The organism is Novosphingobium sp. CECT 9465 (assembly GCF_920987055.1).
Taxonomy (GTDB): Bacteria; Pseudomonadota; Alphaproteobacteria; order Sphingomonadales; family Sphingomonadaceae; genus Novosphingobium.
This window is the reverse complement of record NZ_CAKLBX010000001.1, coordinates 516876-530707: the sequence shown is the minus strand read 5'-3', so window position 1 is coordinate 530707 and position 13832 is coordinate 516876. Positions and strand designations below refer to the sequence as shown.

Below are 13832 nucleotides of genomic sequence, written 5' to 3'. Positions count from 1 at the left end.
CAAACGCAGCGCCCTGATCCCACCACCCCCAAACCCCCTCCTCTAAAGAGGATGGGGCTTTCAGTCACCGCTCAGGCATGACTTACCCCGCCACACACTTGCGCCGCCTTCTGGGCTGGGGCCGCACGCTCGCCCGCCACGGCGCGCTGCGCGGGATCGAGGCAGATCTCAACACGCCGCCAGCCGTGCGCACGCTTTGCAAGGTCGCCCGGTTCGGCACCCGCCAGCCCAAGACGCCCGACTATGCCGGCGCCTTCCGCGCCATCGGTCCCGCCGCGATCAAGCTGGGCCAGACGCTCGCCACCCGCCCCGATCTTGTGGGCGACGACGCTGCACACAACTTGCTGGCTTTGCAGGATAACCTGCCGCCGGTCGATTTCGCGCTGATCAAGGCAGAGATCGAGCGCACGTTCGAAAAGCCGCTTGAGAAGCTCTACGCCGAGTTCGATCCGGTGCCCGTTGGCGCTGCCTCCATCGCGCAAGTCCACCGCGCCGTCACCGCCGAAGGCCGCAAGGTTGCGGTCAAGGTCCTGCGTCCCGGCGTACGCGAAAAGCTGGCGCGCGATATCGACACATACGAATGGGCGGCTGCCCATCTCGAAGCGCTGGGCGGCGAAGCCAGCCGGTTGCGTCCGCGCATGGTCATCGCCAATTTCAAGCGGTGGACCGTGCGCGAACTCGACCTGCGCCGCGAAGCAGCATCGGCATCGGAACTGGCCGACCTGATGCACGCCCATGCGGGGTATCGTGTGCCCGCGATCGACTGGGACCGGACCAATGGCCGGGTGATGACGCTCGACTGGATCGACGGAATCAAGATCAGCGATGTGGCCGCGCTCGATGCTGCCGGGATCGACCGCAAGGACCTTGCCTCACGCCTTGTCATCGCCTTCCTGACGCAGGCGATCAGCGGCGGCTATTTCCATGCAGACATGCACCAAGGCAACCTGTTCGTCGAAGCCGACGAGACGATTACCGCGATCGATTTCGGCATCATGGGACGGATCGATCGCCGCGCGCGTCAGTGGCTCGCCGAAATCCTCTATGGCCTGACCACCGGCAATTACCGCCGCGTCGCCGAAATCCATTTCGAGGCGCAATATGTGCCGAGCTATCACTCGGTCGATGAATTCGCGACCGCCCTGCGCGCGGTGGGTGAGCCGATGCGCGGGCGGCCGGTTTCAGAACTGTCGGTCGGCCAGATGCTCGACGGGCTGTTTGCGATCACCCGCGATTTCGACATGCAGACCCAGCCGCACCTGCTGCTGCTGCAAAAGACGATGGTCATGGTTGAGGGCATCGCGACTCAACTCGATCCCGAAATCAACATGTGGGACACCGCCGCACCGTTCGTGCGCAACTGGATTCGAGACGAACTCGGCCCTGAAGCCGCGATTGCAGACCGTGTCCTCGATGACGTGAAAACGCTGATGCGCCTGCCTGATCTGATCCGCCGCATCGAGGACAAATATCCCCCCAAGGGCGGCGCGCCCGAAGCGCCGCCGCTTCCTGAAATAGATCTGATCGTGGGGCCGGACCGTCGCCGTCGCAACTGGATCGACCAACTGTTTCCATTCCTGGCGGGTGGGGCAGTGGTTGCGGCCATGCACGCGCTTGGCCTGTGGGGCTGACAGGCCAGCCACCCTTGCCTACGCACGATCTCTCGCACTTGCGCCTGCCCACGCGCCATTTCCACGCGCTCGATCTGTCGCGCCTGCTGGCCGCGATCATGGTGCTGTTCTGGCACTACCAGCATATCTTCGTGCCGGCAGTACCGTATCACGTGAACGTCGATCGGGCGATCCAGCCATGGTATGGAACGCTGCACTGGCTCTACAATCACGGCCACACGGCGGTACAGTATTTCTGGGCGGTGTCGGGCTTCGTGTTTGCCCATGTCTACCTCTCGGACAGGCGCGCGCATGGCCGGTTCTGGCTGGCGAGGGTAGCGCGGTTGTGGCCGCTGCACCTGCTGACACTGGGCCTTATGGCGCTTCTGCAAGGCCTCTACTTCGCGCGCAGCGGCACCGAGTTCATCTATCACACCAACGATCTCAAACATTTCCTGCTGTCGATCCCGTTGATGCACTACTGGGGCTGGCAGGAAAATCAGTCGTTCAACGGCCCATCGTGGTCACTCTCGACCGAAATCCTGGCCTACGCAGTGTTCTGGCTGGCACTCCCCGCTTTGCGCCGCCTGCCGCTGGTCCTGGCCATCGTGCTTGGCGCAGGCCTGCTTGGGATCATGCTCGCGGACGGGCCGAACAAGGACGTATTGTCCTGCGTCGGCTACTTCTTCCTTGGCTGCGCAGTCTATGCCGCCACGCTGAGGGGCTGGCTGCGCCCGGCCACGCTCCTGCCCATCGGCGCGGCACTGATCGTCGGCGCTTTCTGGCTGAAATCGACGTACCGCAGCGGCGATGCGGCGACCATCGCGGGCACTTTCGGCGTGGTCTTCCTCACCCTTGCGGCTGACATGTCCGACGCCAAAGGCCGCCTCGCCTTCGGCCAGAAGCTAGGCGATGCCTCCTATGGCATTTACCTGTGGCACATCCCGATCCAGCTATCGCTCGTGCTGCTGATCGACAGCATCGGCGTGCCGCGCGACATTGCCCGCGAACCGTGGTTCCTCGTGTTCTTCGTCACACTGGCCATCACCGCAGGCTTTCTCAGCCACGCCCTGTTTGAACGCCCTGCGCAAAAAGCGGTATTCGCACTGGTTGCGCGGTGGAAATCATCGCGCACTCAAGCGGCTATATCCGACAACCTGTGATGCGGCAGCATCCGCCATGCCGCCAGCATCAGGATCACGTGGCCTGCCTCCACCGCCATCGGCAGCGGCCAGGCAGGATAGGCTCCTGATACGGCCAGATTGATCGCGCGGGCCACGAACGAAACCCCAAACAGCAGCGCGGGCACCAGCAACAGGTCGGCATTGCGCCGCCATGCGCCCCACATCATGCAGAACGCGGCCACGCCGAAGAACGAAGTGAAGTCCGCCCGGATTGTGGAGACGCCCGATATGCCGGTCGCGGCAATGCCAAAACCGGTCGCCGCCTGTTCAGGATCGGTCAGGAAGCCGATGGCCAGGAACAGATCGAACAGTCCTGCCAGAAACACCAGCGCGGTCAGGATCAATCGCATGTGTGCATTCCCTTTGTGATGGATGCGAAGTCTGCCCCAATCGATCCGCCCACGCAAAAGGATTGCGCATGTCCGCACGCCATTGCACAAGCGCGGGCGATGATCGGCAAACGCATTCTTCTCATCGTCGGCGGCGGAATCGCGGCGTACAAGGCCTGCGAACTGGTGCGCCTGATCCGCAGGCAAGGGGCCGAGGTTACCTGTGTCCTCACCGAGGGCGGCGCACATTTCGTTACCGCGATGACGCTCGCGGCCCTCAGCGAAAACCCCGTCCACACCACGCTCTGGGACCTCAGAAACGAGGTCGAGATGGGCCATATCCAGTTGTCACGGCAAGCCGATCTCGTGGTCGTCTGCCCGGCAACGGCTGATCTGATGGCACGCATGGCCGCTGGCATCGCCGACGATCTTGCCACCACGCTGCTTCTCGCCACGGACAAGCCGGTGCTGGCCGTTCCCGCGATGAACGTGCGCATGTGGCAACACCCCGCCACGGTGCGCAACATCGCCACGCTGCGCGACCACGGCGTTGCCGTGCTTGATCCCGATGAAGGCGTGATGGCCTGCGGCGAATACGGTCCCGGACGCCTGCCCGAACCGGAAGCGGTCATGGTTGCAATATCCGATGCCTTGACCACCGCTCATCCTCAGCCGCTGGAAAAGCCGCTTGCAGGCAGGCACATCCTCATCACCGCAGGTCCCACCCACGAACCGATCGACCCGGTGCGCTACATCGCCAACCGCTCCAGCGGCAAGCAGGGCTTTGCCATCGCCGCCGCCGCCGCCAGGGCAGGTGCGAAGGTCACCCTCGTCGCAGGCCCCGTTACCCTGTCCACGCCCCATGGCGTCACCCGGATAGACGTGGAAACCGCCCGCCAGATGGCCGCAGCCATCGATGCTGCCTTGCCCGCCGATGTCGCGATCATGGTCGCAGCCGTGGCCGACTGGCGCAGCGCCGACCAGGCGCAGCAGAAGATCAAGAAGGACGGTTCCGGCACGGTTCCGCCGCTGCGTCTGGTCGAAAACCCCGACATTCTGGCAGACCTGTGCAAATCGGCCCACCGCCCGCCACTGGTCATCGGCTTCGCTGCCGAAACCAACGATGTGCTGGCCCACGCCCAAGCCAAGCTGGCCCGCAAGGGCGCGGACTGGATCGTCGCCAACGATGTTGCCACGCACCAGATGGGCGGCGAGATCAACGCGCTGCACATCGTCAGTGCAGCGGGTGTCGAAAGCCTGCCCGAAATGCCCAAGGACGCGGCTGCGGCCGTGCTGGTTCAAAGGATTGCCGATGCACTCGCCTGAAATCCCCGTGATGGTCAAGCGCCTGCCGCACGGCGAAGACCTGCCCCTGCCCGCCTATGCCACCGATGGCGCAGCGGGCATGGACGTGGTTTCGGCCGAAGACGTCGACCTTGCCCCCGGCGCGCGCCACGCGGTTGCCACCGGCCTGGCGGTTGCCATCCCGCACGGCTATGAAATCCAGGTCCGCCCGCGCTCCGGCCTTGCGCTAAAGCACGGCGTCACCGTGCCCAATACCCCCGGCACCATCGACAGCGATTATCGCGGCGAACTGAAGGTCATCATGATCAACCTCGGCGCAGAACCTTTCGCGATCCGCCGGGGTGACCGCGTGGCGCAACTCGTGATCGCGCCGGTCACGCGCGGCGCCTGGCTTGAAGTCAGCGAACTCGATGAAACCGCCCGCGGCGAAGGCGGCTTCGGCTCCACCGGCGGACTGGCTGCATTGCGGGGCTAGAGCCTGATGACATTAGATTGATCCGCCCTGATTGGACTGCAAGGCCCCGTGGCAAGGCGCGGTGTGCAGCAGGGGCTGGTTACCCCTGCAAGGGCCGCAACGCAGTCCACGGGGCCTTGCAGTCCAACCCCTTCGGGGCGGGCCGATTTTGCCCTGTGGGAGCGTTGCTCGTCGATCACGATGCTACGGCATCGCTCACTCCTCACGCCTCCCCACAGACCAAAATCGACTCCGTCAGGGTGGGTCAATCTAATGTCATCAGGCTCTAAACAGCAAAAAGGCCTCGCATCGCTGCAAGGCCCTTTCGTTTTCCAGCAGGTAGAAGGGTCAGTTGACCTTCTTCACCGTCTTCTTTTCAGGCGCGATGGAAATGCGCACCGTCTCGCCGTTGTTGCCGGGGAAGTCGGTGAACATCGCTTCGACCAGGTTCGGCACGACATAGGACAGGCGGTTCGATTGCGAGGCCGCTTCGGCCTTGCCTTCGAACAGACGCTGGCCATCGGCGCGACGATCGATCTTCAGGTCCACCCCGCTGGTGTAGACCGTCACCACGTCGATAGAATTGCCGAAGCCGCCACCGCCGAAGAAGAACGGATCATACCAGCCATAGCCCCAGCCGCGACGGCCATAGAAGCCCGGACGGCCCCAATAGCCGCCACCCCAGCCGCCCCACGCGCCCCAGTAGGGATCGTTGAAGCCGGTCTGGCGGATGCGGTCCCGGCCCTGATCGACGCCGTAATCGAAGCGCACGATCATGTCGGCGGATTCAGGGCTGGCGGGCGCATAGCCCAGCTTGCGCATCTGCGCGGCGACAAGCGACGCATACTGCGAAAACTCCAGTCCGCCCGCGTCCTTGGGATCGTCAGCCACGATGGCGAAAGTCTGGCCCTGCGGTGCGGGCAACTGGCTTTGGTAACGCTGCACGTCAGCCTTGAACGGCGTGGCACAGCCACCCAGCGCGGCCAGTAGCAGCGGAACGGCGACCAGCCCGGCAAGGCGCTGTCGCTTCTTCTGCAAAAGGGTTTTCATTCTTGCGACTCCTCAAATGCAGTCCGCCGCACCAAAGTTCGCATGAACCTATCGGACGCAGGCCTGTTTAGCATGCCGCACTTATGGACGGGAGGTGCTGAATGCACGTTGAATGCCGCCTGCAACATAAGTTGCACGACGTTAATGTTCTGCAACAATTCAGGTTGGCAATCAGCCCCTTACAAGCCCCAGCGCCTCATAGGTTCGCGCCAGCGTTGGTGCCGCAAGATCACGAGCCTTCAGCGCGCCCTTGCACAGGATCGCATCCAGCGCCTCACGGTCCTCGCGCAGTTCGCGATAGCGCGCTGCCATCGGCGCGAGCTTCTCCACCAGCAATTCGCCCAGTGCAGGCTTGAACTGGCCGAAGCCCTTGCCTTCGAAATCGGCGAGCACGGCGGCAGGCGTTGTCCCCGCCATCGCAGCGTAGATGCCGACAAGATTGTTCGCTTCGGGCCGACCTGCCAGTCCTTCAACCGTGGCGGGCAGCGGCTCAGGATCGGTCTTGGCCTTCTTGACCTTCTGCATGATCGCATCGGCGTCATCGGTCAGGTTGATCCGGCTCATGTCTGAAGGATCGGACTTGCTCATCTTGGCGCTGCCATCGCGCAGGCTCATGATCCGCGCGGCTTCGGGCGGAATGATCGGTTCAGGCAGGGTGAACACCGGCGCCTCCACCGATGCGAAATCGTTGTTGAACTTCTGCGCCACGTCGCGCGCCAGTTCCAGATGCTGCTTCTGGTCCTCGCCCACCGGCACGTGTGTCGCCTGATACAGCAGCACGTCGGCGGCCTGCAGCACAGGGTACGTGAACAACGCCACGGAAGCACCTTCGCGGTTCTTGCCCGCCTTGTCCTTCCACTGCGTCATGCGGTTCAGCCAGCCCATCCGCGCGGTGCCGTTCAGCAGCCATTGCATTTCGGCATGGGCGGGCACTTGCGCCTGGTTGAACAGGATCGACTTGTCCGGGTCGATCCCGCACGAAACCAGCGCCGCCACCATCTCGCGCGTGTTCGATGCGAGTTCGGCAGGGCTGTGCGGCATGGAAATCGCATGAAGGTCAGCCAGGAAGTAGAGGCACTGGCCCCCCTTGGCCGAATACTCGTCCTGCATGCGTACCCAGTTCCGTATCGCACCCAGGTAATTGCCAAGGTGGAGATTGCCCGTAGGCTGGATACCGGAAACGATACGCATTCAATCGGCCTTCAGTTTGCGCGGCGACGCCGCAGGAGAAGCGTGAGGTCGTTCTTCGAGAACGCCCCCATCAAGACGGCGGCCAGCCCATAGACCACCACCCCGGACGTGACCAGTGCGGCCATCGCGGCAAGGCGGATCGTCCATGTGCCATGGACATAGGGCATCACCAGCCCCTGCCCCATCCACAGCACACCGCCCATCGCCAGCGCCGCCAGCGCCAGCCGCCACACCCGGCGCTTCAATTGCGCATCGGCCACAAAGTGTCCGCGTTTTACCAGGGTGCGATAAAGCATCCACACATTGACGGTTGAAGCGATGGCGGTGGCCAGCGGCGGCCCCATGTGCTGCAAGGGCAGGATCAGGATGAGGTTGAACGCCAGGTTTACCCCCATCGACATCGTGGCATAGCGCACCGGCGTTTTCGTGTCCTGCCGGGCATAGAAGCCCGGCGTCAGCACCTTCACCAGAATATAACTGGGCAGCCCGATCGAAAACGCGGCCAGCGCCTGCGCGGTGTAATGCGTGTCCATCGCATCGAACTTGCCATAGCCGAACAGCGCAGCGGCAATCGGTTCACCGCACAGCACCAGCGCCATCGTGGCGGGCAGGGTCAGCAGCAGCGCCAGTTCCATGCCCCTATTCTGCGTTTCCATCGCGGCGGCTTCCTCGCCCCCGCCCAACTGGCGCGAAATCGTCGGCAGCAGCACGGTGCCAAGGCCGATGCCGATCAGCCCCAGCGGCAACTGGTTCAACCGGTCAGCCATGTAGATGTAGGTAACCGATCCATTGGCCAGCAGCGATGCCGCCAGCGCGGTGGAAACCACAAGGTTGATCTGCACCGCGCCTGCGCCTGCCGCAGCAGGCCAGATCAGCTTCAACAGCCGCTTCACTTCGGGCGACAACCGGGGCCGCCGCAACCGCAGCCTTACACCATTGCGACGACAGGCCCAGGCCAGCCACGCCAGTTGCAACGCGCCCGAAACCGAAACGCCGATCGCCTGATTGCGCGCGGTGACCAGCGGATCGTCGGAATGAAAGCCCAGCAGCGCCACGATCAGCGTCACGTTCAGCAGGATCGGTGCTGCCGCGTTGACCCAGAACTTGTGCATCGAATTGAGGATGCCGCCGAACAGCGACACGATGCTGATCAGCATCAGATAGGGGATCGTCAGCCGGGAAAGCTGCACGGCATAGGCAAACTGTTCCGGCGTTACCCCGTTGAACCTGCCCGAAAGCACCAGGGTAACCGGCCAGGCGAACACTTCCAGCAGCACGGTCATCACGATCAGCACCGGCAGCAGCACCGCCAGCGCCGCTTCGGCAAAGTCCAGCCCGTCACGCAAGCCCTTGCCTTCGGGGTTGGCAACCTTCTGGTTGAACATCGGGATGAACGCGGAAGAAAACGCGCCTTCGGCAAACAGCGCGCGGAACATGTTGGGCAGCCGGAACGCGACAAGAAATGCGTCCGAAGCAAACCCTGCACCCACATAGCGCGCAAACAGGCTGTCGCGCACCAGCCCCAGTACGCGGCTGAGCAATGTCAGCCCGCCAATCGTGCCGGTGGCCTTGAGAAGATTCATGACCGCTTCCCCAAATCAAAGAACCCGTCTGAAATGGGGAAGCAGCCCGAAATCAGGCCTGACCCGCAGGAACCGCGTCAGCCGTGGCCTGCGCCTGTGCCAGTTGCTGCATGTACAGCCCGTTGAAGTCGATCGGCTCCAGCATCATCGGCGGATAGCCTGCATCGCGCACGGCATCGGCAATGATACGGCGCGCGAACGGAAACAGGATGCGCGGGCCTTCGGCAAACAGGAACGGATGGGCCTGCTCCTCAGGCACATTGCGCATGCCGATCAAGCCGCAATAGGCCAGTTCGACGATGAACGCGGTGCCTTGCGAACCCTTGGATGTCACATTGATCTTCAGCTCGATCTCGTGAATCTCGGTCTGAATCGCGCGGGCCGAAATGTTGAAGTCCACGGCCATTTCAGGAACTTCAGTCCACTGATAGCTTTCCGGCGCGTTCGGATTCTCGACCGACAGATCCTTCACATATTGCGAGATCAGGCCGATTGCGGGCGCCGTGTCCTCGCCATTGGGCAGCGGGCCGCCATGGCTGTGGTCGTCGAGATTGAGATTCGAAATGATGTTGCCTTCGTCGGCCATGAGGACAGCTTTCCTGGTGGTTTTCCCTTGCCCGCGCGCCTAGCACCGCGGCAATCGCGCGGCAATGCGCCTTGTATCAGGCGCGCCTGAAGCAGGCGGTCCCGAATCCTGCCCAAGTGAACCACCCAAAAGGGCCGTGCACACGTTGTTCATTTGTAATCCGTACCTATTTAAGGCAGGTTGGAATGATGCCAGACTTGCCGGGTGCAAGTCGTGGCCAGTTCGGGAATAAAGCGCGTGATTGTTCAGATTGTGATCCTGGCGATGATTGCGGCCTTTCTGGGCCTGCGTCTCTACTCCGTCCTTGGCCGCCGGCCTGAGCGGGACGAGGAGCCTGTGCGCCGCCGGATCGAACAGCCTGATCCTTCGGCCAACCCGCAACAGCCGGTTTCCCAGCGCGTTGTCGAAGGCGGCGCGAACGCCGCCCGTACGCGCGAACTTGCCGCGCCAGAGCCGAACACGTTCGACAACCGCGCCGAAATCGGCGTCCGCGCGATCATTGCGGCGGATCGCCGTTTCGATCTGGCGCAGTTCCTCGCCGGGTCGAAAAGCGCCTATCGCATGATTCTCGAAGCGTTCTGGCGCGCCGACAAGGAAGAACTGCAGCAACTTTGTGACGCCGATGTGTACGAAGGCTTCGCCTCGGCGATCGACGCGCGCGTCGCTGCGGGGGAAACGGTCGATGCCCGCCTGATCCGCATCGACGAAGCGCGCATCATCGCAGCCTCGCTCGAAGGCATGACCGCGCGAATCACCGTGCGCTTCCTGGCAGACATCGCCTCTGTCACGCGCGATGCCGAAGGCACGGTCATTGCCGGCACACTCGACGATGCAGTCGAAGCGCGTGACGTGTGGACGTTCCGCCGCGACCTCACCTCGCGCGATCCTGACTGGCTGCTCGACGAGACCGACGAAGCCTGAACCAGTACGATGCGGGGGGATGGCGTAACCGGACATATCCGGCGCAAGTCAGGGCTTGTCCGGTCCGCTTTCCTCCTCGCGATTGCGCTGATTGCCGGTTGCGTGCGTCTCGTGCCCGAAGGGACGAGACCTGCGCCAATTGCGCCACCCGCCACAAAAGCTGCTACCGCGGCCCTGGCCGGGGTCAGTCCCGGCCCGCTCGCATCGGGTCTTGGCTTCAAGGCTGACAATACCGCCGCCGCGCTGCGCACTTTCATCCAGTCCTGCCCGCGCCTGACCAAACGTATCGACAATTCCGGCCTCACCCGCCCCGACGACTGGGCGCCTGCCTGTATCGCCGCCAAAGGCTGGCCCGAAGGCGAGGCACCGCGGTTCTTCACGACCTATTTCGAGACCGCAGAAGTGGGCGATGGCAATGCCTTCGTCACCGGCTATTTCGAACCTGAAATCGCGGGCGTCCGCACAAGGCAGCCCGGCTACGATGTGCCCGTTTACAAGTTGCCGCCCGATCTTGTCCGCGCGCGCGCCGGGGATGCGCCGCCCCTTCCCGATGGCCGCATGCCGCTCGGCCGTTATGACGATGCAGGCGTGTTCGTGCCCTATTACGATCGCGGCCAGATCGATGATGGCGAACTTGCCGGCAAGGGCCTCGAAATCGCCTGGGCTGCTGATCCCGTCGAACTGTTCTTCCTGCAGATCCAAGGCTCCGGCCGGTTGCGCGCGCCCGATGGCAGCGTTATCCGCATCGGCTTTGCCGGGCAGAACGGCCACCCTTATACCGGCATCGGATCAGTCATGCGCGAACGCGGGCTGATCGGCAGCGCGCCGGGCCAGTATTCCGGCTCGATGCAGGGCATCCAGCAATACTTGCGCGATTTTCCCGAAGCAGGCCGCGATCTGATGCGCCAGAACCGCAGCTATGTGTTCTTCCGTGAATTGACCGGTCCCGGCCCGGTCGGTGCTCTCAACGTGCCCATTGCCGGGCGTTCGACCGTTGCCGCCGACCCCGCATTCGTGCCCCTGGGTGCGCCGGTCTGGCTCCAGGTCGATCGCAAGGAGGTGAGCGGGCTGTGGGTGGCGCAGGATACCGGCGGCGCGATTCAGGGTGCCAACCGTTTTGACAGCTTCTGGGGCGCAGGCGCGCAAGCCCGGCAGATCGCTGGCGGCATGAGCGCGCGGGGCCGCGCCCTGATCCTCCTGCCCAAGGGCACTCTGGCGCGTCTGGGTCAGCGCTGATGCGGCCCCCGCGCGGTCTTTCGCCCGAAGAGGCAGAACTGTGGCAGAAGGTCGCCGCCACCATCGTACCCTTGCACCCGGTGCGCAAGGCAAGGCCGATGCTGGCCGAACCGGCGGTGGTGCATGCTCCCGCGCCGCCCAAGGCGATCAAGGGCCGCGTGCCACCGCCTCCGGTCCCGCCGCCACCGCCCTCTCCGGTCGCGCGGCCGCTGCAAAACCACGGTCTCGATTCGACGTGGGACCGCAAACTGGCGCGCGGCGCGATCGTGCCGGATGTGACGATAGACCTCCACGGCCTCGGCCTCGATGCCGCGCATGGCCGCCTCAACGGCGGCATCGCGCAGGCCTTGGCCATGGGTTCACGCGTGATCCTGCTGATCGCGGGGAAGCCCCGCCCGCATGACGAACACGATGCGCGCGGATCGCGGCGCGGCGTGATCCGCGCCAAGCTGCTCGATTGGCTCGCGCACAGCCCCCACGCCAGCCAGATCGCCGCCGTCCGCGCGGCGCAGCCCCGCCATGGCGGCGCGGGCGCAGTCTATATCGTGCTCAGGAAAGCGCGCTGATCGCGATTCGGGTGTAGATCCGCTGCAATACGCGCAGATCTTCCATCGCCACCGCCTCATCCTTCTTGTGCATCGTGGCGTTGCACAGGCCGAATTCCACCACCGGGCACAGCGCGCGCAAGAACCGCGCATCGGACGTGCCGCCGCTGGTCGAAAGTTCGGGATCAAGGCCCGTCTCTGCCTTTACCGCTTCGGCAATGATCGTCGAAAATTCGCCCGGCAGCGTGATGAAGCTTTCGCCTGAAATCACCGCGCGCACCTCGCCCTTGTGGCGGCGCGCGATTTCCTCGACCATGGCCACCAGGGTCGCGCCCGAATGCAGATCGTTGAAGCGGATCGAAATGCGCGCCCGCGCCTCTGCCGGGATCACATTGGTGGCCTTGTTGCCCACGTCGAGATCGGTCACTTCAAGGTTCGACGGCTGGAACCATGCCGTGCCGCCATCCAGCACCAGCGCATCGAGTTCGGCCAGCAAGGCGATCAGGCGCGGGATCGGATTGTCGGCAAGATGCGGATAGGCAACGTGCCCCTGCGCGCCCTTGCAGGCGATCCACATGTTCACAGAACCGCGACGCCCGATCTTGGCCATGTCACCCAGCCGGTGAACCGATGTCGGCTCGCCCACCAGGCACAGGTCCGGCTCGGCCTTCATCTCGCGGATCAGGTCGATCAGCGGAACCGTGCCGAACCGTGCAGGCCCTTCCTCATCGCCGGTAATAATGAAGCTGATTGTGCCCGCCTCTGCCGGAATGTCGGCCACGGCCGCCACCATGGAAGCGATCGAACCCTTCATGTCCACCGCGCCGCGCCCGTAAAGCAGTTCACCGCGCCGTTCAGCCTTGAACGGGCCGGACGCCCAGCCCTCGCCCGGCGGCACCACGTCCAGATGACCGGCAAATGCGAAGTGGCGCGATCCTTCCGGGCCTTTGCGGATGGCGAACAGGTTCTCGACCGGGCCATCGGGCGCTTCCCCCGCAACGAAGCGGTGAATCGCGAAACCAAGCGGCTCCAGCATTCCGGCAAGGCAATCGAACACAGCGCCGGTGGCGGGCGTCACGCTTTCGCAATCGATGAGCCGTTCGGCAAGAAGGACGGGATCGGGCATCAGACGGCAGGCTCCTCGAACTGTTCGATCACCCAGCCTTCAGCTTCGGCGGCGTTGATCCATGCCTGCATCCAGTCGTGAGTCCAGACTGCTTCCATGTAAGTCAGGGCAAAACCGGGAACGCCCACGCCATACGTCATGAAGCGCGAGACAACGGGGGCATAGATAATGTCAGCAGCGCTGAACGCGCCGAACAGGAATGGCCCACCCTTGCCGAACCGGGCGCGCGATTCGGCCCACAGCGTCAGGATACGCACGATGTCCGCGCGCACATCGGGCTTGATCTCGATGCCTTCCACGCGCTTGCGGATGTTCATCGGCAGGCTGCGGCGCAAGGGCAGATAGCTGGAATGCATTTCGGCCACCATCGAACGCGCCATCGCCCGCGCCGCATCGTCCTTGGGCCAGAAGCGGTCGCGCCCGACCTTGTCCGCCAGGTAATCGATGATCGCAAGGCTGTCCCACACCACCGCTTCGCCGTCCCACAGGATCGGCACCTTGCCCGATGACGGGGCAAGATCGTCGGCCCGGCGCGCCTCGTCCCAGTCCTCGCCATAAAGCGGCACGGTGATTTCTTCGAAGGTCAGGCCCGATTGCTTGGCGGCCAGCCAGCCGCGCAGCGACCAGCTTGAGTAGTTCTTGTTACCGATGATCAGCTTCATCGCGCTCGCCCTGTTGCGTCGCACAGGCGCGTAGCGGTTCAGTTTTGAAG

General features: G+C 63.9%; 14 protein-coding genes. 7 read left to right on the top strand and 7 right to left on the bottom strand.

The genetic code is table 11. The annotated features are described in order from the left end of the window. Positions 1 to 77: 77 nt before the first annotated feature. The gene (gene ubiB / locus LUA85_RS02510) at positions 78 to 1631 is read left to right on the top strand and encodes a 2-polyprenylphenol 6-hydroxylase (RefSeq protein ID WP_231466765.1); all 1554 of its coding nucleotides are present in this window, start codon (positions 78 to 80) and stop codon (positions 1629 to 1631) included. 14 nt (positions 1632 to 1645) lie between these two features. Beyond that, complete coding sequence (locus tag LUA85_RS02505) at positions 1646 to 2773, top strand: acyltransferase (protein WP_231466764.1); 1128 nt, start codon at positions 1646 to 1648, stop codon at positions 2771 to 2773. Here the strand turns inward: LUA85_RS02505 and LUA85_RS02500 are convergent. Further along, positions 2746 to 3144 (bottom strand): hypothetical protein, encoded by a 399-nt coding sequence (locus LUA85_RS02500; RefSeq protein ID WP_231466763.1) that lies wholly within the window; start codon positions 3142 to 3144, stop codon positions 2746 to 2748. The genes LUA85_RS02505 and LUA85_RS02500 overlap by 28 nt on opposite strands. 99 nt (positions 3145 to 3243) lie before the next feature. On the opposite strand from LUA85_RS02500, the gene coaBC reads away from it, so the two are divergent. After that, a complete protein-coding gene (gene coaBC / locus LUA85_RS02495; RefSeq protein ID WP_231466762.1) occupies positions 3244 to 4449 on the top strand; it encodes a bifunctional phosphopantothenoylcysteine decarboxylase/phosphopantothenate--cysteine ligase CoaBC in 1206 nt (401 codons plus the stop codon). Then, entirely contained in the window at positions 4436 to 4903 is a 468-nt protein-coding gene (dut, locus tag LUA85_RS02490; RefSeq protein ID WP_231466761.1) for a dUTP diphosphatase, read from the top strand. The genes coaBC and dut overlap by 14 nt, the downstream gene beginning before the upstream one ends. Before the next feature lie 327 nt (positions 4904 to 5230). On the opposite strand, the gene LUA85_RS02485 is transcribed toward dut, so the two are convergent. The 4 genes from LUA85_RS02485 to secB all read right to left on the bottom strand — a co-directional run bounded on the left by LUA85_RS02485 (position 5231) and on the right by secB (position 9292). Continuing rightward, on the bottom strand, positions 5231 to 5932 hold the full coding sequence (locus LUA85_RS02485; protein ID WP_231466760.1) for a DUF4136 domain-containing protein: 702 nt from the start codon (positions 5930 to 5932) through the stop codon (positions 5231 to 5233). Between the two features lie 171 nt (positions 5933 to 6103). Next, positions 6104 to 7123: a tryptophan--tRNA ligase gene (gene trpS, locus LUA85_RS02480; RefSeq protein ID WP_231466759.1), complete on the bottom strand. Its 1020-nt coding sequence runs from the start codon at positions 7121 to 7123 to the stop codon at positions 6104 to 6106. Between the two features lie 11 nt (positions 7124 to 7134). After that, a complete protein-coding gene (murJ, locus tag LUA85_RS02475) occupies positions 7135 to 8706 on the bottom strand; it encodes a murein biosynthesis integral membrane protein MurJ (RefSeq protein ID WP_231466758.1) in 1572 nt (523 codons plus the stop codon). A 52-nt stretch (positions 8707 to 8758) separates the two neighbouring features. Further along, complete coding sequence (gene secB, locus LUA85_RS02470) at positions 8759 to 9292, bottom strand: protein-export chaperone SecB (RefSeq protein ID WP_231466757.1); 534 nt, start codon at positions 9290 to 9292, stop codon at positions 8759 to 8761. Between the two features lie 237 nt (positions 9293 to 9529). Here secB and LUA85_RS02465 point away from each other — a divergent pair, with 237 nt between their 5' ends. From LUA85_RS02465 to LUA85_RS02455, 3 genes are read left to right on the top strand one after another with little or no spacing between them, the layout of a single operon-like run. Beyond that, positions 9530 to 10213, top strand: a complete 684-nt coding sequence (locus tag LUA85_RS02465) for a Tim44/TimA family putative adaptor protein (protein WP_231466756.1) — start codon at positions 9530 to 9532, stop codon at positions 10211 to 10213. A gap of 9 nt (positions 10214 to 10222) precedes the next feature. After that, positions 10223 to 11449 (top strand): murein transglycosylase A, encoded by a 1227-nt coding sequence (locus LUA85_RS02460; protein WP_231466755.1) that lies wholly within the window; start codon positions 10223 to 10225, stop codon positions 11447 to 11449. Next, positions 11449 to 12015: a Smr/MutS family protein gene (locus LUA85_RS02455; protein ID WP_231466754.1), complete on the top strand. Its 567-nt coding sequence runs from the start codon at positions 11449 to 11451 to the stop codon at positions 12013 to 12015. The genes LUA85_RS02460 and LUA85_RS02455 overlap by 1 nt, the downstream gene beginning before the upstream one ends. Here the strand turns inward: LUA85_RS02455 and dapE are convergent. Beyond that, entirely contained in the window at positions 11999 to 13120 is a 1122-nt protein-coding gene (dapE, locus tag LUA85_RS02450; protein WP_231466753.1) for a succinyl-diaminopimelate desuccinylase, read from the bottom strand. The genes LUA85_RS02455 and dapE overlap by 17 nt on opposite strands. Next, positions 13120 to 13782, bottom strand: a complete 663-nt coding sequence (locus LUA85_RS02445) for a glutathione S-transferase family protein (protein ID WP_231466752.1) — start codon at positions 13780 to 13782, stop codon at positions 13120 to 13122. Before LUA85_RS02445 ends, dapE begins: the two co-directional genes overlap by 1 nt. Positions 13783 to 13832: the final 50 nt, after the last annotated feature.

Excerpts from the sequence above, each read along its gene's own strand:
- ubiB (WP_231466765.1), top strand. The coding sequence starts at position 78 with ATGACTTACCCCGCCACACACTTGCGCCGCCTTCTGGGCTGGGGCCGC.
- LUA85_RS02500 (WP_231466763.1), bottom strand. The coding sequence starts at position 3,144 with ATGCGATTGATCCTGACCGCGCTGGTGTTTCTGGCAGGACTGTTCGAT.
- coaBC (WP_231466762.1), top strand. The coding sequence starts at position 3,244 with ATGATCGGCAAACGCATTCTTCTCATCGTCGGCGGCGGAATCGCGGCG.
- dut (WP_231466761.1), top strand. The coding sequence starts at position 4,436 with ATGCACTCGCCTGAAATCCCCGTGATGGTCAAGCGCCTGCCGCACGGC.
- LUA85_RS02485 (WP_231466760.1), bottom strand. The coding sequence starts at position 5,932 with ATGAAAACCCTTTTGCAGAAGAAGCGACAGCGCCTTGCCGGGCTGGTC.
- trpS (WP_231466759.1), bottom strand. The coding sequence starts at position 7,123 with ATGCGTATCGTTTCCGGTATCCAGCCTACGGGCAATCTCCACCTTGGC.
- murJ (WP_231466758.1), bottom strand. The coding sequence starts at position 8,706 with ATGAATCTTCTCAAGGCCACCGGCACGATTGGCGGGCTGACATTGCTC.
- secB (WP_231466757.1), bottom strand. The coding sequence starts at position 9,292 with ATGGCCGACGAAGGCAACATCATTTCGAATCTCAATCTCGACGACCAC.
- LUA85_RS02460 (WP_231466755.1), top strand. The coding sequence starts at position 10,223 with ATGCGGGGGGATGGCGTAACCGGACATATCCGGCGCAAGTCAGGGCTT.
- LUA85_RS02455 (WP_231466754.1), top strand. The coding sequence starts at position 11,449 with ATGCGGCCCCCGCGCGGTCTTTCGCCCGAAGAGGCAGAACTGTGGCAG.
- dapE (WP_231466753.1), bottom strand. The coding sequence starts at position 13,120 with ATGCCCGATCCCGTCCTTCTTGCCGAACGGCTCATCGATTGCGAAAGC.
- LUA85_RS02445 (WP_231466752.1), bottom strand. The coding sequence starts at position 13,782 with ATGAAGCTGATCATCGGTAACAAGAACTACTCAAGCTGGTCGCTGCGC.